The sequence below is a fragment of the Streptomyces sp. NPDC051555 genome, from assembly GCF_044454405.1.
GTDB lineage: Bacteria > Actinomycetota > Actinomycetes > Streptomycetales > Streptomycetaceae > Streptomyces.
In genome coordinates, this window is record NZ_JBITDP010000002.1 from 308,058 (window position 1) to 333,751 (window position 25,694).

Annotated in this window: 18 protein-coding genes and 1 pseudogene; 9 read left to right on the top strand and 10 right to left on the bottom strand. The window is 73.9% G+C overall.

Annotated elements, in window-relative coordinates; genetic code table 11:
• Positions 1–117: 117 nt before the first annotated feature.
• Complete coding sequence (locus ACIBEA_RS05835; RefSeq protein WP_399258376.1) at positions 118–2,115, top strand: ABC transporter permease; 1,998 nt, start codon at positions 118–120, stop codon at positions 2,113–2,115.
• Here ACIBEA_RS05835 and ACIBEA_RS05840 read toward each other — a convergent pair.
• On the bottom strand, positions 2,096–4,972 hold the full coding sequence (locus tag ACIBEA_RS05840; protein ID WP_399258378.1) for a phosphodiester glycosidase family protein: 2,877 nt from the start codon (positions 4,970–4,972) through the stop codon (positions 2,096–2,098). The genes ACIBEA_RS05835 and ACIBEA_RS05840 overlap by 20 nt on opposite strands.
• Before the next feature lie 191 nt (positions 4,973–5,163).
• Between ACIBEA_RS05840 and ACIBEA_RS05845 the strand changes: the two genes are divergently transcribed.
• Positions 5,164–5,787, top strand: a complete 624-nt coding sequence (locus ACIBEA_RS05845) for a DUF4328 domain-containing protein (RefSeq protein ID WP_399258381.1) — start codon at positions 5,164–5,166, stop codon at positions 5,785–5,787.
• Positions 5,788–5,833: 46 nt separating this feature from the next.
• On the top strand, positions 5,834–6,583 hold the full coding sequence (locus ACIBEA_RS05850) for a DUF4328 domain-containing protein (RefSeq protein WP_399258383.1): 750 nt from the start codon (positions 5,834–5,836) through the stop codon (positions 6,581–6,583).
• Positions 6,584–6,598: 15 nt separating this feature from the next.
• Here the strand turns inward: ACIBEA_RS05850 and ACIBEA_RS05855 are convergent, their stop codons facing one another.
• The 5 genes and pseudogenes from ACIBEA_RS05855 to ACIBEA_RS05875 form a co-directional block, all read right to left on the bottom strand.
• The gene (locus tag ACIBEA_RS05855; protein WP_399258385.1) at positions 6,599–8,707 is read right to left on the bottom strand and encodes a SpoIIE family protein phosphatase; all 2,109 of its coding nucleotides are present in this window, start codon (positions 8,705–8,707) and stop codon (positions 6,599–6,601) included.
• A gap of 153 nt (positions 8,708–8,860) precedes the next feature.
• Positions 8,861–9,217, bottom strand: coding sequence for a peptidase inhibitor family I36 protein (locus ACIBEA_RS05860; protein WP_399258387.1), 357 nt, complete (start codon positions 9,215–9,217; stop codon positions 8,861–8,863).
• 149 nt (positions 9,218–9,366) lie between these two features.
• The gene (locus ACIBEA_RS05865; RefSeq protein WP_399258389.1) at positions 9,367–11,016 is read right to left on the bottom strand and encodes an alpha/beta hydrolase; all 1,650 of its coding nucleotides are present in this window, start codon (positions 11,014–11,016) and stop codon (positions 9,367–9,369) included.
• A 437-nt stretch (positions 11,017–11,453) separates the two neighbouring features.
• The gene (locus ACIBEA_RS05870; protein ID WP_399258391.1) at positions 11,454–11,849 is read right to left on the bottom strand and encodes a hypothetical protein; all 396 of its coding nucleotides are present in this window, start codon (positions 11,847–11,849) and stop codon (positions 11,454–11,456) included.
• Positions 11,850–12,475: 626 nt separating this feature from the next.
• Positions 12,476–13,783, bottom strand: a pseudogene (locus tag ACIBEA_RS05875) (DUF6777 domain-containing protein); the annotation flags it as partial.
• A 196-nt stretch (positions 13,784–13,979) separates the two neighbouring features.
• On the opposite strand from ACIBEA_RS05875, the gene ACIBEA_RS05880 reads away from it, so the two are divergent.
• A complete protein-coding gene (locus ACIBEA_RS05880) occupies positions 13,980–15,242 on the top strand; it encodes a streptophobe family protein (protein ID WP_399258393.1) in 1,263 nt (420 codons plus the stop codon).
• A gap of 41 nt (positions 15,243–15,283) precedes the next feature.
• Here ACIBEA_RS05880 and ACIBEA_RS05885 read toward each other — a convergent pair whose 3' ends face one another.
• The 3 genes from ACIBEA_RS05885 to ACIBEA_RS05895 are packed head-to-tail and all read right to left on the bottom strand — an operon-like array spanning position 15,284 to position 19,490.
• A complete protein-coding gene (locus ACIBEA_RS05885; protein ID WP_399258395.1) occupies positions 15,284–16,375 on the bottom strand; it encodes a serine/threonine-protein kinase in 1,092 nt (363 codons plus the stop codon).
• A complete protein-coding gene (locus ACIBEA_RS05890) occupies positions 16,372–17,067 on the bottom strand; it encodes a hypothetical protein (protein WP_399258397.1) in 696 nt (231 codons plus the stop codon). Before ACIBEA_RS05890 ends, ACIBEA_RS05885 begins: the two co-directional genes overlap by 4 nt.
• A 14-nt stretch (positions 17,068–17,081) precedes the next feature.
• Positions 17,082–19,490 (bottom strand): FHA domain-containing protein, encoded by a 2,409-nt coding sequence (locus tag ACIBEA_RS05895; protein WP_399258399.1) that lies wholly within the window; start codon positions 19,488–19,490, stop codon positions 17,082–17,084.
• A 252-nt stretch (positions 19,491–19,742) separates the two neighbouring features.
• Here ACIBEA_RS05895 and ACIBEA_RS05900 point away from each other — a divergent pair, with 252 nt between their 5' ends.
• The 5 genes from ACIBEA_RS05900 to ACIBEA_RS05920 all read left to right on the top strand — a co-directional run bounded on the left by ACIBEA_RS05900 (position 19,743) and on the right by ACIBEA_RS05920 (position 25,101).
• Complete coding sequence (locus ACIBEA_RS05900) at positions 19,743–20,801, top strand: cation diffusion facilitator family transporter (RefSeq protein ID WP_399258401.1); 1,059 nt, start codon at positions 19,743–19,745, stop codon at positions 20,799–20,801.
• A gap of 45 nt (positions 20,802–20,846) precedes the next feature.
• Positions 20,847–21,332, top strand: a complete 486-nt coding sequence (locus tag ACIBEA_RS05905; RefSeq protein WP_399258403.1) for an NUDIX domain-containing protein — start codon at positions 20,847–20,849, stop codon at positions 21,330–21,332.
• A gap of 48 nt (positions 21,333–21,380) precedes the next feature.
• The gene (locus ACIBEA_RS05910; protein ID WP_399258405.1) at positions 21,381–22,634 is read left to right on the top strand and encodes a Tm-1-like ATP-binding domain-containing protein; all 1,254 of its coding nucleotides are present in this window, start codon (positions 21,381–21,383) and stop codon (positions 22,632–22,634) included.
• A 227-nt stretch (positions 22,635–22,861) separates the two neighbouring features.
• A complete protein-coding gene (locus tag ACIBEA_RS05915) occupies positions 22,862–24,463 on the top strand; it encodes a serine/threonine-protein kinase (RefSeq protein WP_399258407.1) in 1,602 nt (533 codons plus the stop codon).
• Positions 24,460–25,101, top strand: coding sequence for a hypothetical protein (locus ACIBEA_RS05920; RefSeq protein ID WP_399258409.1), 642 nt, complete (start codon positions 24,460–24,462; stop codon positions 25,099–25,101). Before ACIBEA_RS05915 ends, ACIBEA_RS05920 begins: the two co-directional genes overlap by 4 nt.
• Here ACIBEA_RS05920 and ACIBEA_RS05925 read toward each other — a convergent pair.
• Positions 25,079–25,435 carry a DUF6191 domain-containing protein gene (locus ACIBEA_RS05925; RefSeq protein ID WP_399258411.1) on the bottom strand — a complete coding sequence of 119 codons (357 nt, stop codon included), beginning with the start codon at positions 25,433–25,435 and terminating at the stop codon, positions 25,079–25,081. The genes ACIBEA_RS05920 and ACIBEA_RS05925 overlap by 23 nt on opposite strands.
• Positions 25,436–25,694 lie beyond the last annotated feature (259 nt).

The following is a 25,694-nucleotide window of genomic DNA, read 5'->3' on the forward strand; positions in this document are numbered from 1 at the left end:
GTACTACCTGGTCCGGGGGGACAGGCAGTCCCTCCCCCTTCGCCTTCCACATCGCCATGCGCATCCCCGTCCACTTCCCGTCGCCGACGGGCACACCAGGCAGAGCAGGCACAGCAGATGGCCAGATTCCGCAGCCGCCACGACGCCCCCACCGGTCGCACCCGCGCCCGCACCCGTAGCCGCACCCGCCCGCCGCTCGCCCTCGCGGTGCCCGCGCTGCTCGCCGTCGCCTTCCTGCTCCTCCCCCTCCTCGGCATCCTCGCGCGCACCCGGTGGAGCCAACTGGGCACGCACCTCACCACGCCCGGCGTCGTGGAGGCCCTCAAGCTCTCCCTCCTCGTCTCGTTCTGGGCGCTCGGGCTCTCGCTCCTCCTCGGCGTGCCGCTGGCCTGGCTGCTGGCCCGGGTGCCGTTCCCCGGGAAGCCGCTCGTCCGCTCGCTGGTGCTGCTGCCGATGGTGCTCCCGCCGACCGTGGGCGGCGTCGCCCTCCTGCTCGGCTTCGGGCGCCGCGGACTGCTCGGTCCCTGGCTGGAGGACACCTTCGGCATCACCCTCCCCTTCCACACCTCGGGTGCGGTCGTCGCCGCTGCCTTCGTGGCGATGCCGTTCCTGGTCATCAGCCTGGAAGGGGCGCTCGGCGGTCTCAAGCAGAGCTACGAGGAGACCGCGTCCTCCCTCGGCGCCTCACCGGTCCGGGTGTTCTTCACGGTCACCCTGCCCATGGTGGCCCCGGGTCTGATCGCCGGAGCCGCCCTGACCTGGGCCCGGGCCCTCGGCGAATTCGGCGCCACCATCACCTTCGCCGGCAACCTTCCCGGCACCACCCAGACCCTGCCGCTCCAGGTGTACCTGCTCCTCCAGGACCAACCCGAAGCGGCCACCTCGCTGTCGCTGCTGCTGCTCGCGATCGCCATGGCCGTCCTGATCGGGCTGCGCGGACGGTGGACCGGAACCCCGCTCGCCGGCGCCCACTCACCGGCGCCCGCTACTCCTGATTTCGCTTCCCTTCCCGCTTCCCTTTCCGTTTCCTCTTCCACTTCTGGTGCCGCCGTCAGTACCACCGGGGCTCCGGCCACCGAGCGCTGGCCGCTGCACGCCGAGGTGAGCGGCTTCAACGAACTGACCCTGGACGCCGAAGCCGGCACCACCATCGCCGTGGTCGGCGAGAACGGCGCCGGCAAGACCACCCTCCTACGGGCCCTGCTCGGCCTGACCCCGCGCGCCCACGCCGAACTCACGCTCGGCGGCCTCGACGTGACCGACCTGCCCCCGCACAAGCGGCAGGTCGCCTGGGTCCCCCAGGACGGCGCGCTCTTCCCCCACCTGAACGCCCTCGCCAACACCGCGTACGGCCTGCGCGCCCACGGCGTCCCTCGCGCCGAGGCGCGCGCCGAGGCCCGGGCCTGGCTCGACCGCCTCGGTGTCGGCCACCTCGCCCACCGCAAGCCCGCCGAGCTCTCCGGCGGTCAGGCCCAGCGCGTCGCCCTCGCCCGCGCCCTCGCGGCCCGCCCCCGCCTGCTCCTCCTGGACGAACCCCTCGCCGCCCTCGACCAGACCACCCGCGCCCACGTCCGGCACACCCTGCGCCGCCACCTCGCCGGCTTCGGCGGAGTCTGCCTCATCGTCACCCACGACCCGGTCGAAGCCGTGTCGCTGGCCGACCGGGTCCTCGTGCTCGCCGACGGCCGCACCCTCCAGGACGCCCCGCCCACCGAAGTCACCCGCCACCCCCGCTCACCGTGGGTGGCCCGCATGCTCGGCCGCAACGCCTGGCCGGGCAGCGCCACCGCGGAGGGTCTCGAACTGCCCGGCGGCGGCCGGCTGGTGGCCGCGGAGGCCCTGCCGGCCGGCGCCCCGGCACTCGCGATCATCGCCCCCGAAGCCGTGTCGATCCACCGGGACCGGCCGGGCGGCAGCCCCCGCAACGTGTGGCCGGGCACCATCCGCGAGATCACCGCGGTCGGCGGCAGGCTCCGGATCCTGGTCGCTTCGACCGAGGCCCCGGACCTGGTGGCCGAGATCACCCCGGACGCGGCCGCCGAACTGGGGCTGGCGGACGGCGCCGCGGTGTGGACCAGCGTCAAGGCGACCGAGGTCACCCTCGTCGCCCTCTGAGCCCCGCCCCCGCCGGATGCGGCTCCACGGAGAGCCACTCGCGCCCCCGCCCGACGCCCACACCGACGCCCACTCCCCCGCCCTCGGCGGCTCCCACCAGCACCCACCCGGAGTGCCCCGCCGTCACCGACAGCACGCCCTCGGCCCGGCTCACCGCGACCGCGGGACCCCCGAGGGTGACCACCGCGGCGCCCTTGCCCGTCGCCCACCGGAATTCCGCGAGCAGCCGGTCCCGCAGCTCCGCCTCCTTCCGGTCCACCGGTGACGGTCCCGCCCCGTCGTCCTGTACGACGATCAGCGCTCCGGTGCCGGCCTCCCGGCCCGCGGCGGCGATCCCCTCGCGCAGCGCCCGCAGCCGCTCCAGCCCGCCCCCGTCGAGGGTCCGGTGACCTCCGTCGAGGCGCAGGAACCGCACGCCCCGGTGCACGGCGGAAGAGGGCGCGTCACCGGAGGCCACGACCAGCTCGGGGCCTTCGGCGCGGATCTCGGCCCGGGCCCGCCGCAGCTCCGCCGCCGCTTGGCCACCGGGGAGCACCGCGAACCGCCAGGGCCGGGCCCGGACTTCGGCGGGCGTCGCCGCGAGGGCCGGGTCCCGGACCACCGGGCCCGACGGCGCCGCCGCGACCTGTGGCCCTTGGGCGGTCAGCGTGTCCAGGACCAGCGCGCCGGGACGCGGTCCGGGGCTCGCCGAGAGCCGGTCCAGAGCCAGCGGGCGCTCGGCCGACGCGGGCACGGGCAGTGTGATCCGTTGCCAGCCGGTCCAGTCGACGGCGGGCCCGCGCAGCACGACCTCCGCTCCGTCCCCCTGCCGCAGCCGGGCCGCGATCCGGCCCCCGGAGCCGTCGCCCTCGACCCAGAGGCCGAGGGACCGTGCCGACTCCGGCAGCGGCAAGGGGTGCGGCGCGTCCGCCGCGGCGACCGGCGCGGCAACGGCCTCGCCCTGCGCCCCTGCGGTGAGGTCCAGGCGCAACCCGCCCCCGGTGTGCCCCGGTGCCGCGCCCGCGCCGGGTCCCCGCCACTGCTCCGCGTCGTCCAGATCGGCCAGGCCCTCCTCCACCAGGCCCACCCCGACGGCGAGTTCGGTGGTCAGCGCCGGGGTGCCCGGCGGCGCGACGGTCGCCCGGAGCCGTCCGATGGCCCGCGGCACGAGGGCGGTCAGCGTGAAGCCACCGCGCCCGTCCTCGCCGACCCTCCAGCGCGTACGGTCGTACTCCCACCGCACGTCACGCCCCTCGACCGGGGCGGTTCGACCCTGCGCGTCGAGGCCGGTGAGTCCGAAGGACCCCGTCTCGGTGGGATCCGCGAGACCGAGGCGGCGCGTGCTCGGCCGGATGCCGGTGAGCCGGCCGAGCACGTCCAGGTGGAGCGCTCCCCCGACCTGCGCACGGCGCGCCCGTACCGTCGCGCCCCCGGGACGCAGGGCGTGGAAGACCCCGCCGGCGGCGACCCGGCCGGATCCACCCGGGTCCACCGACCAGCGGGGGCGGTCCGCGGCGGGGCCGGGAGCCACCGGGCCGAGCGTGGCGTCGTAGCCGGTGGCGGTGAGGGTCCGGGTCAGGCCGGGGAAGAGCCGGGTGGCGCCGCCCAGGGCTTCGACGCGGAAGCCGGTGGCCCGGCCCGCGCCGGTGGGGACGGTGAGCACCAACCCGTTGGCGACCTTGCGGGGCGCGCCGTCCGAGGGGGAGTTCTCCAGGTCGAGGTCGAGGGTCCCGCTGCGGCCGGCGACCAGTGTGGTGGATCCGCCGCCGTCGAGGTTGAGGGCGTCGTGCGCCCCGAGGCCGTGCATCAGCCGCCCGAGGCCGGTGAGGGTGAGGCCCCCGCTGTCGCGCTGGCGGCCGTCGACGGTGACGACGCGGAGCGTGCGGCCGTCCCGGGTCAGGCCCACGGCGGTGCGCGGGGCGGCGGTGTCGTTCGGCCCGCCGTCGTGGTCCTGCGGCACGCCGTCCACGACCAGGGCCGCGCGCCCGCCGAGGGCGGCCGCCAGTGGGTCCGCGCCGCCGTCGCCGCGCCGGACCGCCGCGGAGACGGCCACCGGGTCCCCCGGGCGCAGGCCCGCGACCCGGGCAGCCGCCCGGCCGCGGCCGACCAGCACGGTGACGCCGGGCGCGGGCGGCGTGCCGTGCGCGGGCGAACGTACCGCCGTGACCCGACCGCCGCGCACCTCGGCCTCGGCGATCGCCACCGCGCCCGGGCCCGGGCCGGCGGCCGGGAGCGGGCCCCAGGCCCAGTCCGCGGTGTAGGCGAGGAATCCGTCGGCGGGCGGCCGGGCCGTGTTGTACCCGACGAGTGGCCGGGAGTCGCCCGCCGGATCCCCGGGCCGCGCCCGGTCGGGGTCGGCCGGGAGGGTCACGCTGCCGGTCAGAGCGAGGTCCAGGATCCGCCCCGTACCGTCGGCGCCGAATCCGATGGCGGCCCCCGCCCCCGGCGCGGGGGCGTGCAGGAGGCGACCGTCGCGGATGCCGGGGCCCAGCGGCGCCCCCGTGTCCCCGATGTCGAAGAAGTCTCCGTTGACGGCCGCGACCACCCGGCGGCCCGGTCCGGCGGGGTGGTGGGCCGCCAGCTCGGCGACGGTGGCCGGGCCGTTGCCACCCAGGTACTCGGCCCGTACGCCCGGAGCGCCCAGGTCGACGGCGAGTTCGTCGACGCGCAGCCGGCGGTCGCACTCCAGCCGGTCGTAGGAGTCGAGGCGGACGCCGGGTGCGAGGGGACGGCTGGAGCGGGCGGTCTCGACACCGGCATCCGGGCCGCCGGTGTCGCCGCCCCTGGTCGCGGCGGTGGCGGTCGGGCCACCCGGGGCGGGGCCCGCCAGAACGGCCGTGGCCAGCAGGAACGTCAGCAGCGGGCGGAGTGTGGGCACGTTGGCAGGATGAGGCGGTCGATCACGGGATGATCCGCCGAAACGACCATCATCTCGTCGATTCAGCCATTCGCCCCGCGCCCATCGAAATCCTTGGACAGTTGACGATCATCTGACGTATGTTCGCGCAGGCCCCGCCCTCGGCGGGTTTCTTTATGCGCATCACATGTACCCGTGGGGGGTCCTTCGTCATGTCCTATGACGCCATCAGTCCGCCTGTACCCGCCTCCTCGGCGCTCCGTTCGCCGCAGGGGCTGGCCACCGCCCTCACGATCCTGCTCGCCGTCGCGGGCGCGGTCGACCTCATGGCGGCCGCGGTCGGATTCGGCACGGACGGCGCCGCCGACATCGAGGGCGGCGGCCCGCTGACGCGGGCCGCGCTCGTGTACGCCTCCGTCGGGATCGCCCAGATCGTCCTGCTGCTGGGCACCGGAGCGGTCTTCATCGTCTGGTTCCACCGGGCCCGGGTGAACGGCGGAGTGTTCCGGCCCGACCTCTTCGACCAGGGGCCCGGCTGGGCCATCGGATCCTGGTTCATCCCGATCGTGAACCTCTTCTTCCCGTTCCGCATCGCCAAGGAGGTCTGGCGGGCCAGCGTGCAGACCGCCCCCGACGGCTCCGCCCGCGCGGTCTCCGTCACGCCCGTCACCGTCTGGTGGGTGACCTTCATCGCGTCGAACCTCATCAGCCGCGCCAGCGAATCGGTCGGCTGCCTGCTGTCCGCCGTATCGGCCGTGTTCGCCGTCCTCTTCGTCCGCAAGCTGACGGCGATGCAGCACACCAAGGCGGTCCAGGGCCCGAACGCCGCGTTCTGAGGCCGCGCTCGTCCGCATCATCCGTACCCGTGGGGGGTCCTTCAGCATGTCCGTCATTCCGTCCGCACCATCCGGTGCACCCCGCTCACCCGACCCGACCGAGGCGTCAAGGCCGGCCGAGCCCACTGCGCCGACCGCGCTGCGCTCGCCCGCCGGCCTGGCGACCGCGTTGAGCGTGCTCCTCGTCCTGGCCACGGTCATCGCCCTGCCCCAACTCCTCACCGACTACCGGCTGTACGCGGCGCTGACCGCCTTCATCGACGACGGTCCGACTCCGGAGACGATGAGCGAGTACGCCGCCGCCGACCGGTTCGCCGGCATGGCCTACAGCCTGGTGCTGCTCGCGAAGCTGCCGACCGGCGTCCTCTTCCTCGTCTGGTTCCACCGGGTGCGGGTCAATGCCGGGGTCTTCGCCCCCGAGGGCTTCGGTCGGGGAAAGCGGTGGGCGGTGGGCTGCTGGTTCATCCCGATCGCCAACCTGTGGCTACCGTTCAAGACGGCCACGGAGATCTGGGGGGCGAGCGCGCAGGCGGCGCCCGACGGCTCGTGGCGGCGCGTCTCCTACGGCCCCGTGGTGGCCTGGTGGGCCACCTGGGCCGGCTCCGCCGTGCTGGTGTTCGTCGCGAACCGGCTGGGCACGTCCGACTCCGCGACGGTCCTGCGCACCTCGGTGACGGTCTCGATCGCCGAGGACCTGCTGTTCCTCGCCTCGGGCGTGCTGGCCGTCCGCTTCGTGCGCAAGCTGACGGCGATGCAGCACGCGAAGGCCACCCAGGGCCCGAACGCCCTCGTCTGACACCCGTTCACCCGTTCACCCGGGCGGGACGGGTACGACCGGTGGCGGGTCGGCGGTGGCGACGACCGAGGCGACGGGAAGCGAGAACTCGCACCAGACGCACTTCCCCGCCCCCTTCGGCTCGACCCCCCACTCGTCGGCCAGCCGGTCCACGAGCATCAGCCCGCGCCCCGACACCGCCCAGTCACCCGCCTCGCGCTTGCGCGGGAGGGCGCTGGAGGAGTCCTCGACCTCGATCCTGATCCGGCCCTCGACCGTGAGGCGCAGGTTCACCTGGCCGCCCCCTTCGGTGTGCACCAGGGCGTTGGTCATCAGCTCGTCGGCGGCCAGCTCGATCTCGTCCGCCAGGTCCCGGGCGCCCCAGGCCGCGACCGCCGCCCGGATCAGGTGCCGGGCCAGCGTCGGGCCGTCGGTGTCCCCGGGGTCGAGCCGTTGGCGCAGCGGGCCGCCGCCGCGCGGGGCGGGGGTACCGCGGCGGCGCAGCACGAGGAGGGCCATGTCGTCGCCCGTACCGGAGTCGCCGACCAGGTCGCACAGCGCGTCGGCCAACTCCTCCACATCGGTCGGCCCGTCGCGGACCGCCTCCATGAACTCCCGCATCCCGGTGTCCGCGTCGGCCCCGGGCCGCTCGATCAGTCCGTCCGTGCAGAGCAGCAGGGCGTCTCCCGGATGCAGCTCCATGGTGGTGACCGGGTAGCCGGAGCCCGTCCCGGACCGGTCGCGCGGCGGCAGGCCCAGCGGCAGGCCGCCGGCCGCGGACACCCGGTGGCAGCTGCCGTCGCCGCGCCGCACGACGGGGTCCAGGTGCCCGGCCCGGACGATCTGCACCATCCCGCTGGTCAGATCGATCTCCGCGTACGTACAGGTGGCGAAGCGCTCCGTCTCCAGCTCGCGCAGGAAGGTGGAGGCCCGGGCCATCGCTGTCCCCGGGGTGTGCCCTTCCACGATGTACGCGCGCAGGACGATCCGCAGCTGCCCCATGACGGCCGCCGCGTCCGTGTCGTGGCCTTCGACGTCGCCGATCATCACGCCGACCCGGCCCTCGCCCAGGGGGATCACGTCGTACCAGTCCCCGCCGATGTCCCGCCCCATCCGGGCCGACCGGTACCGGACGGCGATCCGCGCGCCCGGGACCGCGGGGATGCTGCGGGGCAACATGGCCCGCTGGAGCCCTTCGGCGAGGTCGTGCTCCTGCTCGAAGAGGATGGCCCGCTGGAGGCTCTGCGCGATGCCGCTGCCCAGCGCGACCAGCAGGTTGCTCTCCTCGGCGGTGAAGTCGCCCTCCCGCGCGTAGAGCAGCCCGATCGCGCCGATCGGTCGGCCCTGGGCGATGAGGGGGAGGTAGACCCCGCTGCGCACGGAGAGGGGCTCGATGTAGCGCCAGAGGAGCGGGTAGCGGCGCTCGAACTCGTCGCGGGAGGTGACGTAGACGGGCTGCAGCGTGCGTACGGCCTCGCTCATCGGAAGGTCCGCGTCGACGCGCGTGTACTCGATCTCGGGGACGTACGTGCCCAGCTGGCCCTCCGCCACCAGGTGGACGCGGCCGCCGTCGACCACGCCGAGCATGATGCTGACCGCACCGAGGTGACCGAGCGCGGCGGGGTCCTTGAGGATGTCGGTGACGTCGTTGACGGTCCGGGCGTGGGCCAGGATGGCCGTGGTCCGCTCGACGACGCCCGTCATCCGGCGCCGCCCCTCGTCCCGCTCGCTGCGCGCGCCCGGCTCTCCGGGGTCGAGGTCCGCGTCCCGGACGATCCCGATGATCCGGTACGGGCGCCCGCTCGGGCCGCGCAGGATGTGACCCTGGATGTGGGTCCAGCTCAAGGCGCCGTCGCGACGGCGGATCCGGAAGTAGGCGCCGTAGTGGCTGCGCCCGTCCTTGAGCGCCTGGGCGACCCGCGCGTCCAGCCGGGCCTCCTCACCCGGCGGGATCCGCACCCGGAGCCCGCCGGGGGTGCCCGTGAACTCCTCCGGGCGCAGTTCGAAGACCTCGAGCGCGGTCGGATCCAGGTGCATCTGCCCGCTGTCGAGGTCCCAGTCGAAGGTGCCCATCCGGTTGAGCGCGAGGCTCAGGTCCGGGCGGGCAGGCCAGTCGACCGTGGGGGATTCGCCCCTTTCGGCCATGCAGCCAGGGTCTCACCCATCGGCCCGCCGCGCGGCGGGAAGCCGCGACACCCCTACGTGCCGTCACTGTGCGCGACCACCCCTCACCCCTCGTGCGCGCGGGCTCGCGAACTGGCGAACTCGCGGTCGACGGTCGGGCTCAGTAGTCAGCGGTCAGCAGGTCGACTGCACGGCGTCGATGCGGCCACCGAAGTCGCCCCGGTAGCTCCGCCGCCAGTCGCCGTCGCGGACCTGGCGGGTCTCCTTCGGCTTCCAGTCGATGAAGCACGCGTCCACGTTGGCCACGAAGGAGCCCACGTGGTCGTGCAGCTGCGGCGGCATGTCCCGGTACCCGCTGCGCGGCGACCACTGCCAGCTCTGCCCGCCGAAGTCCGCATCGGTGAAGAAGCAGACCGACCCGCCGGGACAGGGGGCCACCGCCGCGACCGCGGCGACCGCGGAGGTCGGGGAGATCAGGGGCAGGGCGACGAGGGCGAGCGCGGCGCAGGCGCGCGTCAGGCTATTGATCATGCCAAGGGTTCTAGCGGAACCCTCTGATCCGCAGCGAGCCCCACCCCGCGGACTCACCCTCACGGGGGCCCACGTTCACCGAAGAAACGACACGCCCCGCCTGCCCCTGATGTCCGGTCACCCGGCCGCGCAGGCACGGGCGGCGGGGGTCAGCGGGCTCCGGCACCCTCCGGGTCCGGGGCGGGCGGCGGGTTGTGACAGGTCACGTCCTTGGCGGGCAGCCGGCCCGTCGAGAGGTACGCGTCGACGGATATGTTGGCGCAGGCCGTGGGGCTGGCGAGGTACGCACCGTGCCCCTCGGCACCGAGTCCCAACACCATCCGCGAGCCCTTCAGCGCCTGGTGCAGTCCCTGACCGCTGGAGAGCGGGGTCAGCGGATCCCACTCGTTCTGCACGGTCAGTACGGCGGCCCGGGTCTTGATCGGCGTCACGGCTTCGAGCGGCCGCTGCCAGAAGGCGCACGGTTTGATGTTCGATGCGAAGTCCCCGTACAGCGGGTGTTCCACCTTGTCCCGCGCCGCTTCCCTCGCGTACTGCTGCGGATCGCGCGGCCAGGCGTCCGTGTCCCCGCACACCACGGACCAGTACACGGCTGAGGCGTTGTCACCGGGGGCACCGCCCTGACCGGGCCCGGACGGCTCCGCATCGACACCCGGCGCGCTGGACCGGATGCCCGCGAGGGGCGCCTGCGGGATCGCTCCCTTCTCCACCGTCTCCTTCTCCACCGTCTCCTTCGCGCCCGGTTCGGACGGGGTCGGTTGGGTCGGGGTCGGTTCGGTCGGGGGCTGCGGCGGAGTCGGGCGCTCAGCCGAGGCCTTCAGGACCTTGACGACGAACGAGGCCTCCTTGAGGGAGAAGAAGAGCGACGGGTCCGACCTGATGTCGTCGCCCGTGACCTTCTGCCCGTAGTGGTCGATCGGTTCCCGGTCGGCCCGGGCCACCAGTGCCCAGAAGGTGGCGGAGACCGCCTCGGGCGTCGTGCCGAGCCCGTAGGTGTCCGAGCGCTCCGCCGCCCACCGCGTCCACCGCTCGAAGGCGGGCTCGGCCGCGGTGCCCCACACCTGGATCATGCCGCGCCAGACGCGTTGCGGATCTATGCCGCTGTCCAGGACGAACCGGTCGGTGCGCTCCGGGAACATCTGCGAGTACACCGTGCCGAGGTACGTCCCGTAGGAGTAGCCCAGGTACGAGATCGTCCGCTCTCCCAGTGCGGCGCGGATGACGTCCAGGTCGCGCGCCGTGTTGCGGGTGGTGATGTACGGGATCACATCGCCCGACTTCTCACGGCACTTGTCGGCGATCCCCCTGGCCCAGGCCACGTCCGAGGCGAAGGTCTCGGGCCGGTACGCCCCGCCGACGCCGCGCTCGACTTCATTCAGTCCACCACAGCCGATCGGGCTGCTCTCGCCGACGCCGCGCGGGTCGAAGCCGACGAGGTCGTAGCGGTCGCGGACGTCCTTGGCCATCTTGTCGTTCATGCTGAGCGGGCGCACGAGCCCGGAAGCCCCGGGCCCCCCGGGATTGAGCAGCAGCACACCGCGCCGCTTGGCCGGGTTCTCGCTCTTCATCCGCGATATCGCGAGGTCGAGGGTGCGCCCTTCGGGACGCTGGTAGTCGAGCGGGACCTTGAGGGCCGCGCACTCGTACGCCGCCGGGCGATCGGCGCTACAGCGGTGCCACGCCGGCTTCTGGCGCAGGTACTCGGGCGTCTGGGCAGCGGAGGCCGGGGACGCCACCAGTCCGGGCAGAGCGGTGGCCAGGAGTCCAGCGGTGGCGAGCAGCGGTGCTAAGCGTTTCATGCGCGTGGGGCCGATCTCTCGTCCGGTGATTTCCCTTGCGCATCAAGCTTGTTGGACCGAACAACTCGACCGAATCCCTCGCAGGACCCGACCTTTCACCCCTCTCCCGTAGCACTCGCCATCCAGCCAGGCGGCCGAGATCGGACCCCGTGATCCACAGATCCCTTGCCCTGTCGGGCCCGGGCAGACGCATCCACCCGTAGCCCCCTCCCTCTCAAGTAGGAGCCCCCCAACGCGGCGCACGACGGGCCGCGGCCGCTGATCGAGGGCGCGATGATCAGGCCGGCCGTCGAGCGGCTGCCCAGCGGCGGGGTGAACCACCCGGTGTGGCGGTGGTGGTCGCGCACCGACGCCGGCGACAAAGACGTGGACCGCTCTGGATCGATCGATCCAGAGCAGGGCGGCTCGACATGAGAACGACAAGCTCGGCCTGTTCTTCATCTTCGGCGGTCTGCGGCCGGGTGGGGCGGGCCCATGAAGCCGTCGAGCTCTTCGATGATCTTGCGGAGCTCGCGGGCTCCGCGCGGTGACATTGCTCGGATCACGCCGTCGAGCAGGGCCCGGCCTTCGAGAGGGTTACCGCAGCAGTCCCAGTAATCGTTGCCGAACTCGTCGTCGTGCCAGAGCTCGCGCGCGGGCCTGTGGACGTAGTCCTTCCACAGGCGAAATGCCGCACTGGTGTCCCCCGGTCGGAGGTAGTTCCGCGTACGTTCGAGGCGAACGATCTCGGACAGCGCCCGCGAGGAGAGTCGGTCGATGGCCGGCCTTGAGCGCTGCGAGCGCTGCCGGTCCGGGGTTCCGGCCCGGATGTGTCCTGGCCGTCTACGCGGCATGGACCTTTCGGTTGGTCGTCATGCCGCACATGGTGCCACAAGGCCGTTGGCCGTGCCCGGGTTCGAGGGCGGGCGCTGTTCCTGAACCCGCCCGGGGCCTCGATCCACGGGCCGGACCGGCCTCCCCTGGTGGAGAAGGCCGGTCCGGTCACATGCTCCAGCGGCGGGCTCCCGCACTACCCGGCCCCTCCGTTCCCGTTCCCGTTGCCGGTTCCGTTGTTGTTGCCATTCCCGTTGCCATTCCCGTTGCCGTTCCCGTTGCCGTCGCCGGTGCTCGGCGTCGGGAGGGGGGGAGCGGGTACGGAGGGGGCAGGTCGGACGGTCGGCGTCGTCGGCAACGACGGCCGGGTGGGTACCGGCGGTACGGACACCACGGGGGGCGGCTCAACTGCCGAGGGGGTCACCACCGGTGCGGGCTCCGGCGCGGAGGGGGTCGGCCGCGCCGGAGGGGTTGGTTCCGCCGGGGACACCGGCGCCGGGGGCTCCGTGGAACGCTTCGCCGAATGGGACGGCGAAGGCGAATGCGAGCGGGAGTGCGAGGGTGAAGGCGAGTGCGAGGGCGAGGGCGAGGGCGAGGGCGAACGGCTCTCGCTCGGGGACGCGGACTCCTCGCGCGACGGCGAGACCGACACCGAGTCGGACGGGGAGGGGGACGGGGACGTCGTCGCCGATTCCGACTCCTTCGCCGGGGGTGACTCCGATGACGACCGGGACGCGGACGGGGACGACGAGCCGGAGTCGGACGGCGACACGGTCGGCGAGGTGGTCTCGGAGGGCGAGGTCGACGGCGACACCAGCGGGGAGAACGACGGCGAGGTCGACCGCGAGTCCGTGGGCGTGGGTGTGGGCGTCGGCGTCACCGTGAAAGTCGGCGTCGGCGTCACCGTGAAGGTCGGTGTCGGTGTCGGCGTCACCGTGGGGGTCGGCAGCAGCGTGAACGTCGGTGTCGGGATCACCGGCGGCGGCACCGGCTTGTCGTGCCTCGGCTTGTCACCGCGGTCCCGCTCGTACCAGCGCCGGTCCTGGTGGTCGTAGATCACGAACTTGTTGACGACCGTCACCGACGGCGCGATGACCACGACGTTCGCCGGGTGGTACGAGGACCACGGCTGCCCGTACCGCTTCGGGTTCGCCTGCAGCGCCACCGGCGGACCCAGCGGATTGCCGCAGGCACAGCGCACCCGCGGCACGCCGCGGTCGTCCACGAGGACGGCCGTCCCCGACTGGAGGACCGCCTGGTAGCTGGTGACCCTGCCGTCCCGGTAGCCGTGGTTGGTGACCCGGGTGTCCACGCGCAGTTGCACGGGGGTGAGCGAGCGCAGGAAGCCCGGTACCGCGACCGGCTGGATGCCGAGGCCCGAGGCGAAGGCGCTGTTCTTGACCGGGTCGGCGGAGAGCACCTTGATCTGCTTCTCCACGTCACAGCTGGCGATGTCCTTCGTGCCGCCGTACAGCCCGGGAGCCGAGCCGCTGACGCTGCGGGTGACCGTGGCTCCCTGCGTGGGACCCGTCGGGGCGACCGTCGGCGTTTTGCCCGGCTCCGGCGTGGTGGCCTTGGTCGTCGGCTGGATCTCCTCCGCCGCGGTCTGCGCGACCGTCGACTCCGTGAAGGGGTCGGGGCCCGATGCGGAGGTGGTCTGGAGGAAGACCTCCCCCTCGTTGTGCGAGGGGCCGGAGGGGCGGGTGAGGACGACCGTCAGCGCGATCGCGGCGGCCACCGCGACGAGGGCGGTGACGAGCCGCGGTACGGACTTCCACCAGGGCCCCTGGGGCGGTGGCCCGGCCGATCCGGGCGGGCCCTCCCCGGGGGGCGCCCCGGGCGGGGGCGGCGGCGGGCCGCCGTGCCGTCCGCCCGAGAGCGGGCCGGAGGGCGGACCTGACGGCGCCCCGGAGGGAGATCCCGAAGGAGGTCCCGAGGGGCGCTCGGGCGGCAACTGGCCGGAAGGTTGCGTTGTCACGGGCTCTTCTTCCCAGGCGGAGGAGTTCCGGTACCCAGGTGGATGTTCCGCATGTCGCCAAAGGCTCGTTCCTGCGGAAACCACCGGATTCCGTGGATTTCGTGCACTCCTGCCGACCATTGTGTGCGCCGTTCAGGTGGTGCCCGCAAGCGGAGGGTGCCTACCGTTGCGTGTGAGCCGTACATCTCGGGGCTCCGAGCGGGTGTGGCCGGACGCGCTGATCGCCGTCCTGGCCGGTTTCGCCGCGATGACCGTCGTCGCGGCGGCGGGCCTGCTCTGCGCGGGCGCGGACGAGCTGCCCGGTGGGGCCTTCCCGCACGTGGTGGCCGCCGTGGTCGTGATGGCCGCGGGCGGCACGGTGGACGTGACGGGCGGGGCCGGGTTCCTCGCGGGGGCCCAGGGCGGGCTCTCGGTCATGCCGCTGTCCGTCAGCCTGGCCGGGGCGCTGACCGCGGCCTTCTGCTTCCTGCGCCCGATGCGCCACCATGCGGTCGCCCGACCTCGCGAACTCCTGGCCCGGGCCGCCCCGTTGGTGCTGCTCTGGCTGCTCGCCCTGACGGCCTTCGCCCTCTACGCCCGGCACACCTTCGGCCTCTCCACCGGAAGTTCACCGATCGGTGAGATCAGTGAACTGCTCGACTCCGCACCGACAGTGGGCTTCCGGAGCGCTCTGCCCGGCACCCTGCTCTTCGGACTGCTGTGGATCCTCGGCCTGTTGCTGATCTCGTTGCTGGTCTCGCGGCGCGCGCCGCTGCCGGCCCGGTTGGTCCGCTTCCACGGGGCCGTGCGCCCGGCCGCGTCCGCCGTCGTCGCGCTGCTCCTTGCGTACGTCGCGCTCGGCGTGGTCGTCGGCGTCGTGGTCGCCGCCACCGGCGGGCACGGTCGGGAGACCCTGGCCGTGGTCCTCCTCGGGCTGCCGAACCTCGCCTGGCTCGCGCTCACCCTCGGGTTCGGCGGGGCCTGGCAGGGGCGCGTCGAGGGTCCCTTCGGGCTGCCGATGCCCAAGGTCCTGGACGAGGTGTTGCGGACGCCCGACCTCTCCACCGTGGACGTCGCTTCGCTGGCCCGGCAGGACTCCAGGGCCTGGTGGCTGGTGGCCGTCGCCGCGGTGTTGCTGCTCGGTGCGGGCTTCGTGATGGCGGCGCGCTCCTCCGCGCGGGTCCGCCCCTGGCAGCACGCCCTGCACCTGGGCGTCGCCCTGGCCGTGGGCACCCTCGTGGTCTGCCTTCTGGCCGGGGTCGAGGCCCGGTTCGGCCTGTCGCTGCTCGGCATCGGTGACGTGGACGGCCTCGGCGGGAAGGTGCAGCTGCTCCCCGTCCTGTGGCGTACGGTCGCCCTCGCCCTGGTGTGCGGTGCGGTCGCCGGGTTCCTCGGCGCCCTCCTGGCCACCCCGGTCCGCCGCCGCGGCCGGGTCGAAGCGGGCCCGCCCCCCTGACTCCCTCCCGCCCCGTGACGCCCGCCCCCGGGACCGCAGCCTCAGCCCGCCCGCCGCCGGAAGACCGGAAGGGCCCAGCCCGGCGGGGGCGGGGCCGGGGCCGTGGGGGACGGGGGCAGGGTCGGGACGCGCGGGGCGGCCTTGCCGGCGCCCGCGCTCCGCAGCGCCGAGGTGAAGGCCAGGCAGCTGGGCCAGCGCTCCTCCGGGGACTTCGCCAGGGCGCGGGCGAGCACGTCGTCCACGGCGGGCGGGAGTTCCGGACGCAGGGAGGACGGCGGGGGCGGGGGATCGTACTGGTGGGCCCAGAGCAGGGCCATGTCGTCGTCGCGCTGGAAGGGCGGGCCGCCCGTCAGCATCTCGTGGACCACGCACCCCAGGCTGTAGACGTCGCAGCGGCCGTCCACCGGTTTGCCGGAGATCTGCTCGGGGGCGACGTAGTCGAGGGTGCCGACGAACTGGCCGACGCTGGTGAAGCCGGTCAGCGACAGGGACTTCTTCGTCAGGCCGAAGTCGGTCAGGTAGACGTGCTCGGGGTGCTCGCTGTCCGTGCCCCCCGCGACCAGGATGTTGCCGGGCTTCACGTCGCGGTGGACCAGGTCGTGGTCGTGGGCGGCGTCCAGGGCCGAGGCGACCTGGGCCGCGATCCGGGCGACGGCCTCCACCGGGAGCGGACCGGTGCGGTCCAGCATCGCCCGCAGGTCCTGCCCGGCGACGTAGCGCATGGCGATGTACAGCAGCCCGTCGGTCTCGCCCGCCTCGAAGACGGGCACGATGTGCGGGTGGTCGATGGCGGCCGCGACCTTCGACTCGTGGGCGAAGCGGCGCCGGAAGGTGTCGTTGCGCGCGAGTTCGGGGGCCAGCAGCTTCAACGCCACCGTACGGTCCAGGCGCAGGTCGAGGGCGCGGTAGACCACGGCCATGCCGCCGCGGCCGAGTTCGTCCTCGACCTGGTAGCCCGCGATGCGTTTGCCCCGGAGGTCGGAGGGTCGCCCGCGGACCGGCTCCGCGTCGGATCCGGGTCCGGGCGCACCACCGGACCCGGACGCCTCCCCGCCACCCCGTCCGGACGCCTCCCCGCCACCGGCCGCGGCCGCCTCCCGCGCGCCCGGTCCGGACGCCTCCCCGGCGGTCATCGCGCCTGCGGGCCCGGGCCCGCGCCCGGTTCCTGGTCCTCGTCCGGGAGGCCCACGAGCCTGGTCGCCGCGTGGGAGGCCGATCCGCCGCCGGGTGCATCGGCCTCCCGTACGGGCTCCGGCGGCGCCTGCCGCGCGCCGGCCGCCGCGTCGTCCTGCGCCCCGCCGGCGCCCGGGCGGGCGCCCGGCGCGGCCGGGACCGCGTACGTCGTCAGCCGGGTGCCGTCGCCGTACATCCAGCGTCCGTCGCTCTCGTCGTAGATCCAGACGGACTCGCCGTCCACGACCACCCCGGCGCGCAGGCCACGGGTCCCCCGCCGGAACGCCTCGGTGTCCGCCCGCCCGGCGGCGAGGTCCTCCACGGCCCGCCGGTAGCGCTCCAGCGCGTCGCCCGAGCGTGCCAGCAGCGGGCGCGGGTCCTCCGTACGGCTCAGCGGCCGGCCTGCGGTGGGCGGCGGCTGCGGGACCGCGACCAGCAGCCGCCCGTCCACCCAGGCGGACCACCCGTTGGCGCAGAGGATCTCGCCCCACTCCCCGCGCCGGGACAGCAGTTGTACGGGGAGGAACGGGTCCAGCGGGGTGGTGGCCAGCGAGAGGTCCGGGGCCTCCCAGGCGGGCAGTCCCTCCTGCGGGACGACATGCGTGGGCCGGAAGTCCGCGATCCCGTCCGGGCCTCCCGTCGGCAGCGTCATCGGGTCCGCTCCCCCTACTTCCGCATGATCGCGGGCTCGTGGCGTCGCAGCAGGCGGCTGACCAGCAGCCCGAACAGCAGGGACAGGGCGACCAGCATGCCGAGGTCGAGCAGCCAGATCCGGGCGGAGTGGGCGAAGAGCGGATCGTCGGTGATCTTCCCGGGGACGAGCGCACTGAGGTCGATCGTGCCGGCCATGGCTCCGAGCGCCCACCGGGAGGGCACGAACCAGGCCAGCTGCTCGATCACCGGCACGCCGTTCAGCTGGAGCAGGGCGCCGCAGAAGACGACCTGGACGATGGCGAGGAGGACCAGCAGCGGCATGGTGACCTCCTCCTTCTTGACCAGGGCGGAGACCAGCAGGCCGAGCATCATCGCGGTGAAGGACAGCAGCGCCACGGCGAGGGTGATCTCGATCAGCGGCGGCAGGAGGACGCCCTTGCCGTCCGGTGCATTGTGTTTCACGCCGAAGAGGCCGACGAGGGTGAGGACCACGGCCTGGGCGACGGTGATGGCGCCCAGGACCACCACCTTGGACATCAGGTAGGCGGACCGGGACAGCCCGACGGCGCGTTCCCGCTGGTAGATGACGCGCTCCTTGACGAGTTCGCGCACGGCGTTGGCGGCGCCGGTCAGCACCCCGCCCACGTTCAGGATGAGCAGGGCGTTGATGGCGGTCTCGGGGGTCAGCTCGCTGCCGGCCAGGGCGCGGGCCATCGCTCCCATGACGAAGGGCAGCGCGACCATGATGGCCAGGAACGTGCGGTCGGCGCCGAGGGCGGCGGCGTAGCGCCGGATCAGGGTCCCCAGCTGCGCTCCCCAGCTCTGCGGCTTGGGCGGTGGCACCCGCAGGCCCGCGGCGGAGGCGGAGGGGGCGCCGTCGGTGCGGGCGCGCACGGGCGAGGCGGCGCTGGTGGCGTAGCGGCGCTGGAAGGGCGAGGCCCGGTACTCGCCGGCCCAGTCGCGGCCCTGGTCGTTCTCGAAGGCTTCGAAGGCCTCGGGCCACTGGTCGTAGCCGAAGAAGCCGAGGGTCTTGTCCGGGGGGCCGTAGTACGCGATCCGGCCACCGGGGGCGAGGACGAGCAGCCGGTCGCAGACGTCGAGGCTGAGCACGCTGTGGGTGACGACGATCACGGTGCGTCCGTCATCGGCGAGCCCGCGCAGCATGTGCATCACGGAGCGGTCCATCCCGGGGTCGAGGCCGGAGGTCGGCTCGTCGAGGAAGAGCAGGGAGGGTTTGGTGAGCAGTTCCAGGGCCACCGAGACGCGTTTGCGCTGGCCGCCGGAGAGGCTGTGGATCGGCTGGTCCGCCCGCTGGTCGAGGCCGAGTTCCCGGATCACCTCGGTGACCCGGGCCTCGCGTTCCGCCTTCGCGGTGTCCTGCGGGAAACGGAGTTCGGCGGCGTAGCCGAGGGCGCGGCGGACGGTGAGCTGCGCGTGCAGGATGTCGTCCTGGGGAACGAGGCCGATGCGGCTGCGGAGTTCGGCGTAGTCGCGGTAGAGGTCGCGGCCGTCGTAGAGGACGGTGCCGTGGTCGGCGGGGCGCAGCCCGGTGAGGGCGCCGAGGAGGGTGGACTTGCCCGCGCCGCTGGGGCCGACGACGGCGAGCAGGCATTTGGCGCCGACCGGGAAGGAGACGTGGTCGAGGAGCACCTTGCGGCCGTGGTCGACGGCGACGGTGAGGTCCTGGACCTCCAGGGAGACCTCGCCCGTGTCGACGTACTCCTGGAGCTGTCCGGAGACGAGGCAGAAGGCGCGGTGGCCGATGCCGACGATGTCGCCCTCGCCGAGGCGGGCGGCCCGGTCCACGGGGTAGCCGTTGAGGTACGTGCCGTTGTGGCTGCCGAGGTCGGCGATCTCGTAGCCGCCGTCGGGGAGGGCGCGCAGTTCGGCGTGGCGCCGCGAGACCACGAGGTCGTCGAGGACGAGGTCGTTGTCGGGGTCGCGGCCGATGGCCAGTGCGGTGCGCGGTGCGCCCGCGCCGCGGGCCGGGAGCGCGCGGACCGAGGTGGGCCGTCGGAAGGTGCCGGTGAAGGCAGGATTGGTGACGGAGGAGGGGCGCGGGGACGCGGCGGGGCGGCCCGGCGGGGCGGGCGGAGGGCGGCCGGGGGCGGCGAAAACGGCCCGCGGGCCGTTGAGGGAGTGGCCGAAGCGCAGCTCGCTGCCGGGGCCGACGCTCCACGCCCGGACCCGGTGGCCCTCGGCCCAGGTGCCGTTCGTACTGCCCTCGTCCTCGACGGTCCAGTGGTCGCCGTCGGGGCGCAGTACGGCGTGGTGCCAGGAGACCCGGGCGTCGTCGAAGCAGATCTCGCAGCGGGGGTCGCGGCCGACGTGGTAGGTCCGGCCGGGGCTCATCACGGTGGACCCCCGGTCGGTCTCCATGACCAGTTCGGGGGCGGTCGGCACACCGTGGCGCTGGACCATGAGGCGATTTTCCCACGGGACGGCCGATCGGGCCCGTTCGGCCACTGCCTGACATCGCCGCAGGTCAGAGCGGTCTTATGGGTAATGACAACGGTCCCCGTTGCAGCCTTTGCCGATCCTCCGCGGGTGCGCTTCACTTCACGCGTCGGATCCGAACAGACCGTCGGACCCGAGCGGACCGACGGGCGGATCCGGTGGGGCCGACGGGCGGATCCGGGCGGGCCGACGGAATCGAAGGGACGGGGACCAGGGATGAGTGCGCACGACCACGCACACGACCACGCGCCGGGCGGGACCGAGGGAGCCGGCGGGCACGACGGCCACGGTGCGCACGGCGGGCACGGCGGGCACTCGCACGGGGTCGTGGAGAACGCCGACCGCCGCTGGCTGGGGATCGCGCTCGGCCTGATCGGCGCGTTCATGGCGGTCGAGGTCGTCATCGGTGTCGTGGCCCGATCGTTGGCCCTGATCTCCGACGCCGCCCACATGCTGACCGACGCCGTCTCGATCGTCCTCGCGCTCATAGCCATGCGGCTGGCCGCCCGGCCTGCGCGCGGCGGGTTCACCTACGGGCTCAAGCGCGCGGAGATCCTCTCCGCGCAGGCCAACGGCCTCACCCTGCTGCTGCTGGCGCTCTGGCTGGCGTACGAGGCGGTCCGCCGGCTGATCGACCCGCCCGAGGTCCACGGCGGGCTGGTCCTGGTCACCGCGCTGGCGGGCATCGTGGTCAACGTGGTCTGCGCGTGGTGCATCTCCAAGGCCAACCGGTCCTCGCTGGCCGTCGAGGGCGCCTACCAGCACATCCTCAACGACCTGTTCGCCTTCATCGGGACGGCGGTGGCCGGTCTCATCGTGCTCACCACCGGCTTCGTCCAGGCGGACGCGATCGCCACGCTGATCGTGGTGGTGCTGATGGTCAAGGCGGGGTACGGACTGATCCGCGAGTCCGGACGGATCCTGCTGGAGGCCGCTCCCGCCCACGTGGACCCGGACGCGGTCGGCGACCGGCTGGTGGCGCACGGTCCGGTGACCGAGGTGCACGACCTGCACATCTGGACGATCACATCCGGCCAGGCGGCGCTCTCGGCGCACGTCCTGGTGGAACCGGCGGGCGACTGCCACGCCGTGCGCCGCGACCTGGAGAAGATGCTGCGCGCGGACTACGGGATCACCCACACGACCTTGCAGGTGGACCACGTGCAGGACGCCCTGCTGTCGGTCGGCCGGGCGGGCGAGCAGCCGCAGGGCACGGACGGGCACTGCGCGGACGCCCACGGGCCGGTGCACCGTGAGGGACCACATCAGCACTGAGCGGTACCAGCACTGATCGGTGCCCGCACGGGGCATGCATGGCCCATGACGCAGAAGCGCAGTGCGGGCCTCTTCCTCTTCCGCCGCGCCGCCGGGGACGCAGCCGCGGCGGCCGGGGTCGAGGTGTTGCTCGGGCACATGGGCGGTCCGTTCTGGGAACGGCGCGATGCCGGTGCCTGGTCGATCCCCAAGGGCGAGTACCTGGCGGACGAGGCCCCGCGGGACGCGGCCCGCCGGGAGTTCACCGAGGAGATCGGGCTGCCGCCGCCGGAGGGCGCCTACCTCCCCCTGGGCGAGGTCCGCCAGTCGAACGGGAAGCTGGTCACCGTCTGGGCGGTCGAAGCGGACCTCGACCCGACGCTCATGCGGCCCGGGACCTTCTCGATGGAGTGGCCGCCGGGGTCCGGGAGGGTGCAGGACTTCCCCGAGCTGGACCGCGTGGCCTGGTTCGCTCCCCCGCTGGCGCGCAAGAGCATGGTCGTGTCCCAAGTCCCTTTCCTCGAAAGGCTATTGATGCTATTGAACGATTGACTCGACCTTGACTTGCCAGCGGGCTCGACTGCGTGGACATTACAACTCATGACGAGCGTCGTGCTGGTGGGAACCCTGGACACCAAGGGTGTCGAGTACGGCTGGCTGCGCGAGCGGATCGCGCGCGCCGGCGTCGAGGTGGTCCTGGTCGACACAGGAATCATGGGCGATCCCCGGGTGCCCGCCGATGTCCCGCGGGAAGCGGTGGCCCGGGCAGCGGGAACGGAACTGACGGAACTGCGCGCGGCCGCCGACCGGGGTGCGGCCGTGACCACGATGGCCAGGGGCGCCGAGGCGACCCTCTTACGGCTGCACGCCGAGGGGCGGCTCGACGGCGTGCTGGCGATAGGCGGCAGCGGCGGCACCTCCATCGCCACCCGGGCGATGCGGGCCCTTCCCCTCGGGGTGCCGAAACTGATGGTGTCCTCCATGGCGTCCGGCGACGTCGCCCCGTACGTCGGATCGTCGGACATCACGATGATGTACAGCGTGGTGGACATCGCGGGGATCAACAGCGTCTCCGCGCCCGTCCTGGCGAACGCCGCCGAGGCAGTCGCGGCGATGGCGAAGGCCTACGCACGGACCTCCCACGAGGCGCGTGCGACCCGGCTCGGCGCGGGCGGGCGGCCGCTGATAGCCGCCAGCATGGCGGGGGTGACCACGCCCGGCGTGGACGCGGCCCGCGAGCGGCTGACCGAACTCGGCTACGAGGTCCTCGTCTTCCACACCAGCGGCGCGGGCGGCCGCACCTTGGAGACCCTCGCCGGCCAGGGGCTCTTCGCGGGCGTGCTCGACCTCACCCTCAGCGAACTCGCCGACGACCTGTGCGGCGGGATCCTGACCGCCGGCCCGGACCGGCTCAGCGCGGCCGGGCGGGCCGGGATCCCCCAGGTGGTGAGCCTGGGCGCGCTGGACATGGTCAAGTTCGGGCCGCTGGAGAGCCTGCCCGAGCACGCCCGCTACCGGCGGGTCCGGGTGCACAACCCGTCGATCACGGTGATCCGCACGACCCAGGCCGAGTGCACCGAGCTGGGCCGCAGGGTCGCGGCCAAACTGCGGGTGGCGACCGGGCCGACCGCCGTGTGCCTGCCGCTGCGCGGGCTCTCCACCCTGGGCGAGCCGGGGGGTCCGTACCACGACGCGGTCGCGGACCGGGCGCTGTTCACGGCCCTGCGCGAGGGGCTGCGGGGCAGTGCCACCCGGCTCTACGAATACGACACCCACATCAACGACCCGGCCTTCGGGCGGGCGGCGGCCGAGCGGCTGCACGACATGATCGCGGTCCGGCAGGCCGCGGCTTAGGGGTGGCTTAGGGGTGGCTTAGGGGTGGCTGACCGCACCTCGTACACCCGCCCCACCCACCGCCCCGCCGACCCGGTCGGGACGGACCGGCCGGAAACCAGTGGGTGAGACGGGTGTACGGCCGGGAACCGGCCACGGCACAATCCGTGTCCCAGGAGATGGCCCGGCACCGCCGGGCCGTCGGAGGACAGCGCAGGACGCGGCGACGCCATGGCAGGGGGCGAAGGATGAACACGTGGACCGTCCCCGGTTACACGCAGAGCAGGGAGCTCGGTTCGGGCGGCAGCGGGCGCGTGGTGCTCGCCGTGCACGACACGACGGGTACGGCGGTCGCGATCAAGTACCTCGCCGACCGGCTGCGCCACGACCCGGCCTTCGTCAGGGAGTTCCGGGCGGAGGCACGGCTGCTGGGCGGGCTGCACTCGCCCTACGTGGTGGGGCTGTACGAGTACGTGGAGGCGCCCGGCGGCGCCGCCATCGTGATGGAGCTGGTGGACGGGATATCCCTGCGCGCGGTCCTCAAGCGCTCGGGCGCCACCGACGCGGAGGCCGCGCTGGTGGTGCTGAAGGGATCACTGCTCGGGCTGGCGGAGGCGCACCGCGCCGGGGTCGTGCACCGCGACTACAAGCCGGAGAACGTCCTGGTCGCCCAGGACGGTTCGTCCAAGCTCGTGGACTTCGGGATCGCGACGGGGCGCGGCACCAAGCCGGGGGTGGCCGGCACCCCCGCCTACATGGCCCCCGAGCAGTGGCAGGGCGAGCCCGCCTCCCCGGCGGCCGACGTGTACGCGGCGACGGCGACCTTCTTCGAGTGCCTGACCGGGCGCAAGCCCTTCGCCGGGGAGAACTTCGCCGAGCTGGCGGTGCAGCACATCGAGGCGCCGGTACCCGAGTCCGAGGCCCCCGAGCCGGTGCGGCCGCTGATCCGCCGTGGCATGGCGAAGCAGCCGGAGCAGCGCCCGGAGAACGCGGACGCCTTCGTCGTGGAGCTGGAGGACGTGGCCCGCGCGGCGTACGGGCCCGACTGGGAGGAGCGCGGGCAGCGCAAGCTGGCGGCGCTGGCCGCGCTGCTGCCGCTGCTGTTCCCGTCGGCGGGTGCGCCGGGCGCCGGGGTGACCGCGCTGGCCACCACCGTGCTCCCGGCGCCGCCCGCCTCCTGGCTGCCGGGCAGGCGGGGCTGGGTGGCGGCCGGGACGGCCCTGGTGCTGGGTACCGTGCTGCTGTTCGCGACGGAAGCGGTCGGGGCCTCCCCGGATTCCACTTCCGCGGTGAGCGCCTTCGCGACGACCAGCGCGGGCCCGCCCGGGTCCGCCGCGCCTTCGGCCTCCGCATCCCCCTCGGCCTCCGGCTCCGCCTCTCCGTCGGCCTCCGCGTCCCCCTCGGCGTCCGTCTCGCCGAGCCCGAGTCCGAGCACGAGCGCGGGTACGAGCCCGAGCCCGAGCACGTCGGTGACCCCCACGCCGACCCCCACGCCGACCCCGACCCCGTCCCCCAAGCCGACCGTGGTCGTCGGCTCCGTGTCGGTCACGCTGCGCCCTCCCAGTACGCGGTCCGGGCAGGCGACCGTCTCCGTCGGTGTCAAGGGCGGCGAGGCGACCGTGGTCCTGGAGTGGTTCCTCGGCACCTACGAGGGCGACCTGCGCTGGGCGGACGGTTCGACCAGTGCCAGGACCCAGGGCGGCGCGCTGCCCCCGCAGACGCACACCTTCACCCAGGGCCGCGGCTGCTACCTGAGCGTGCGCGTCACCACGGTGCCGACCGCCGGGAACAAGTCGGCGACCGCCACGGCCGCCATCCCGCGCTGCTCGGTCGTGGAGGTCCCGCGATGAGCGATCCCCGCGCGCCCCAGGACGACGACTACAGCGCGACCGTGCTCGGCAGCCACTGGATCAGCGGCCCGCCGGAGCGGCCGGACGCCCTCGCGGCGACCCGTCGGTTCGACGGTCCCGAGGCGGTGCCCGACCGGGTCGAGGGCTCCGTGCTGCGCTTCGGGCCCGGGGTGACGGCCGCGCTGGCCGCGCCCTTCCCGGTGACCGCGGCGGGGCCCGCCGCACCGCGACGACGGCGCCGGGGCGCGGGGCTGCGCCGCTACGCGCTGGCGCTGGTGGTGCTGGCGGCCGTGGTCGCGTACCTGGCCTGGCAGCGGTACGGGCCGGCGCTGGCGGTGCGGGACGTCACCGTGAGCACCGACGCGCAGGGGCCGGCCTGCGACTCGGCCGCCGACGTGGTGGCCGTCGTACGGACCGACGGGCGGCCGGGGACGATCACCTACCGGTGGGTGCGCAGCGACGGCAGCAGCTCGGACCGGCTGACCGAGCGGGTGCCGCGCGGCCAGCACGAGGCGCGGCTGCACCTGCTGTGGACCTTCCACGGCACGGGCGGTTACCCGGCACGGGCCGAGGTGCGGATCGAGGAGCCGAGCCGGCACACGGCGGCCGTGGAGTTCAGCTACCGCTGTCCCCGCTGATCGGGGCGGCGCCGGAGGCGGGCGGGACCGCGGGGAGCCGGATCACCGCGCGGCCGCCGTCGAGGTCGACGCGGGTGCGCGGCGGGGCGCCGTCCTCCTCGTCGTCCCGCATGACGAGGGCGCTCTGCCGCTCCTTCAGTTCGTTCTGCTTGCCCGGGGAGAAGCTCGCGTGGAGCTGCTCGAAGCCCGTGGAGGAGATCTGGCCCTGACGGCCGTTCCAGCGCCAGGGCAGTACCCCGGCGCGGCCCGCCCGTTCGAGCGCGAGGTCGAGGAACGCCATGGCCGTGAGCAGCAGGGCGAGCCCGGGCAGGGTCATGAAGATCACGAAGCCCATGGCAACCTCCGGCGTCGCAGCGGATCGGATCGGATCGCGTCCCGGTCGGACGGTGTGACAGTAACCCGACCGGTGGCCCGCCCGACCCCCCTCGACGTCCCCTCGACGTCCCCTCGCCCGTCCCCCACCCCTCCCCCGTCCTTTCCCCCGTTCGGCCCATCCCGCCGTGGCCGTCCGGCCGAAGCCCGGGCCGTGTGCCCGCTGGTTGACTCGTAGACGTTGACGGAGGTGTGCAGGACGCCTCCCGGCACCCCTGCGT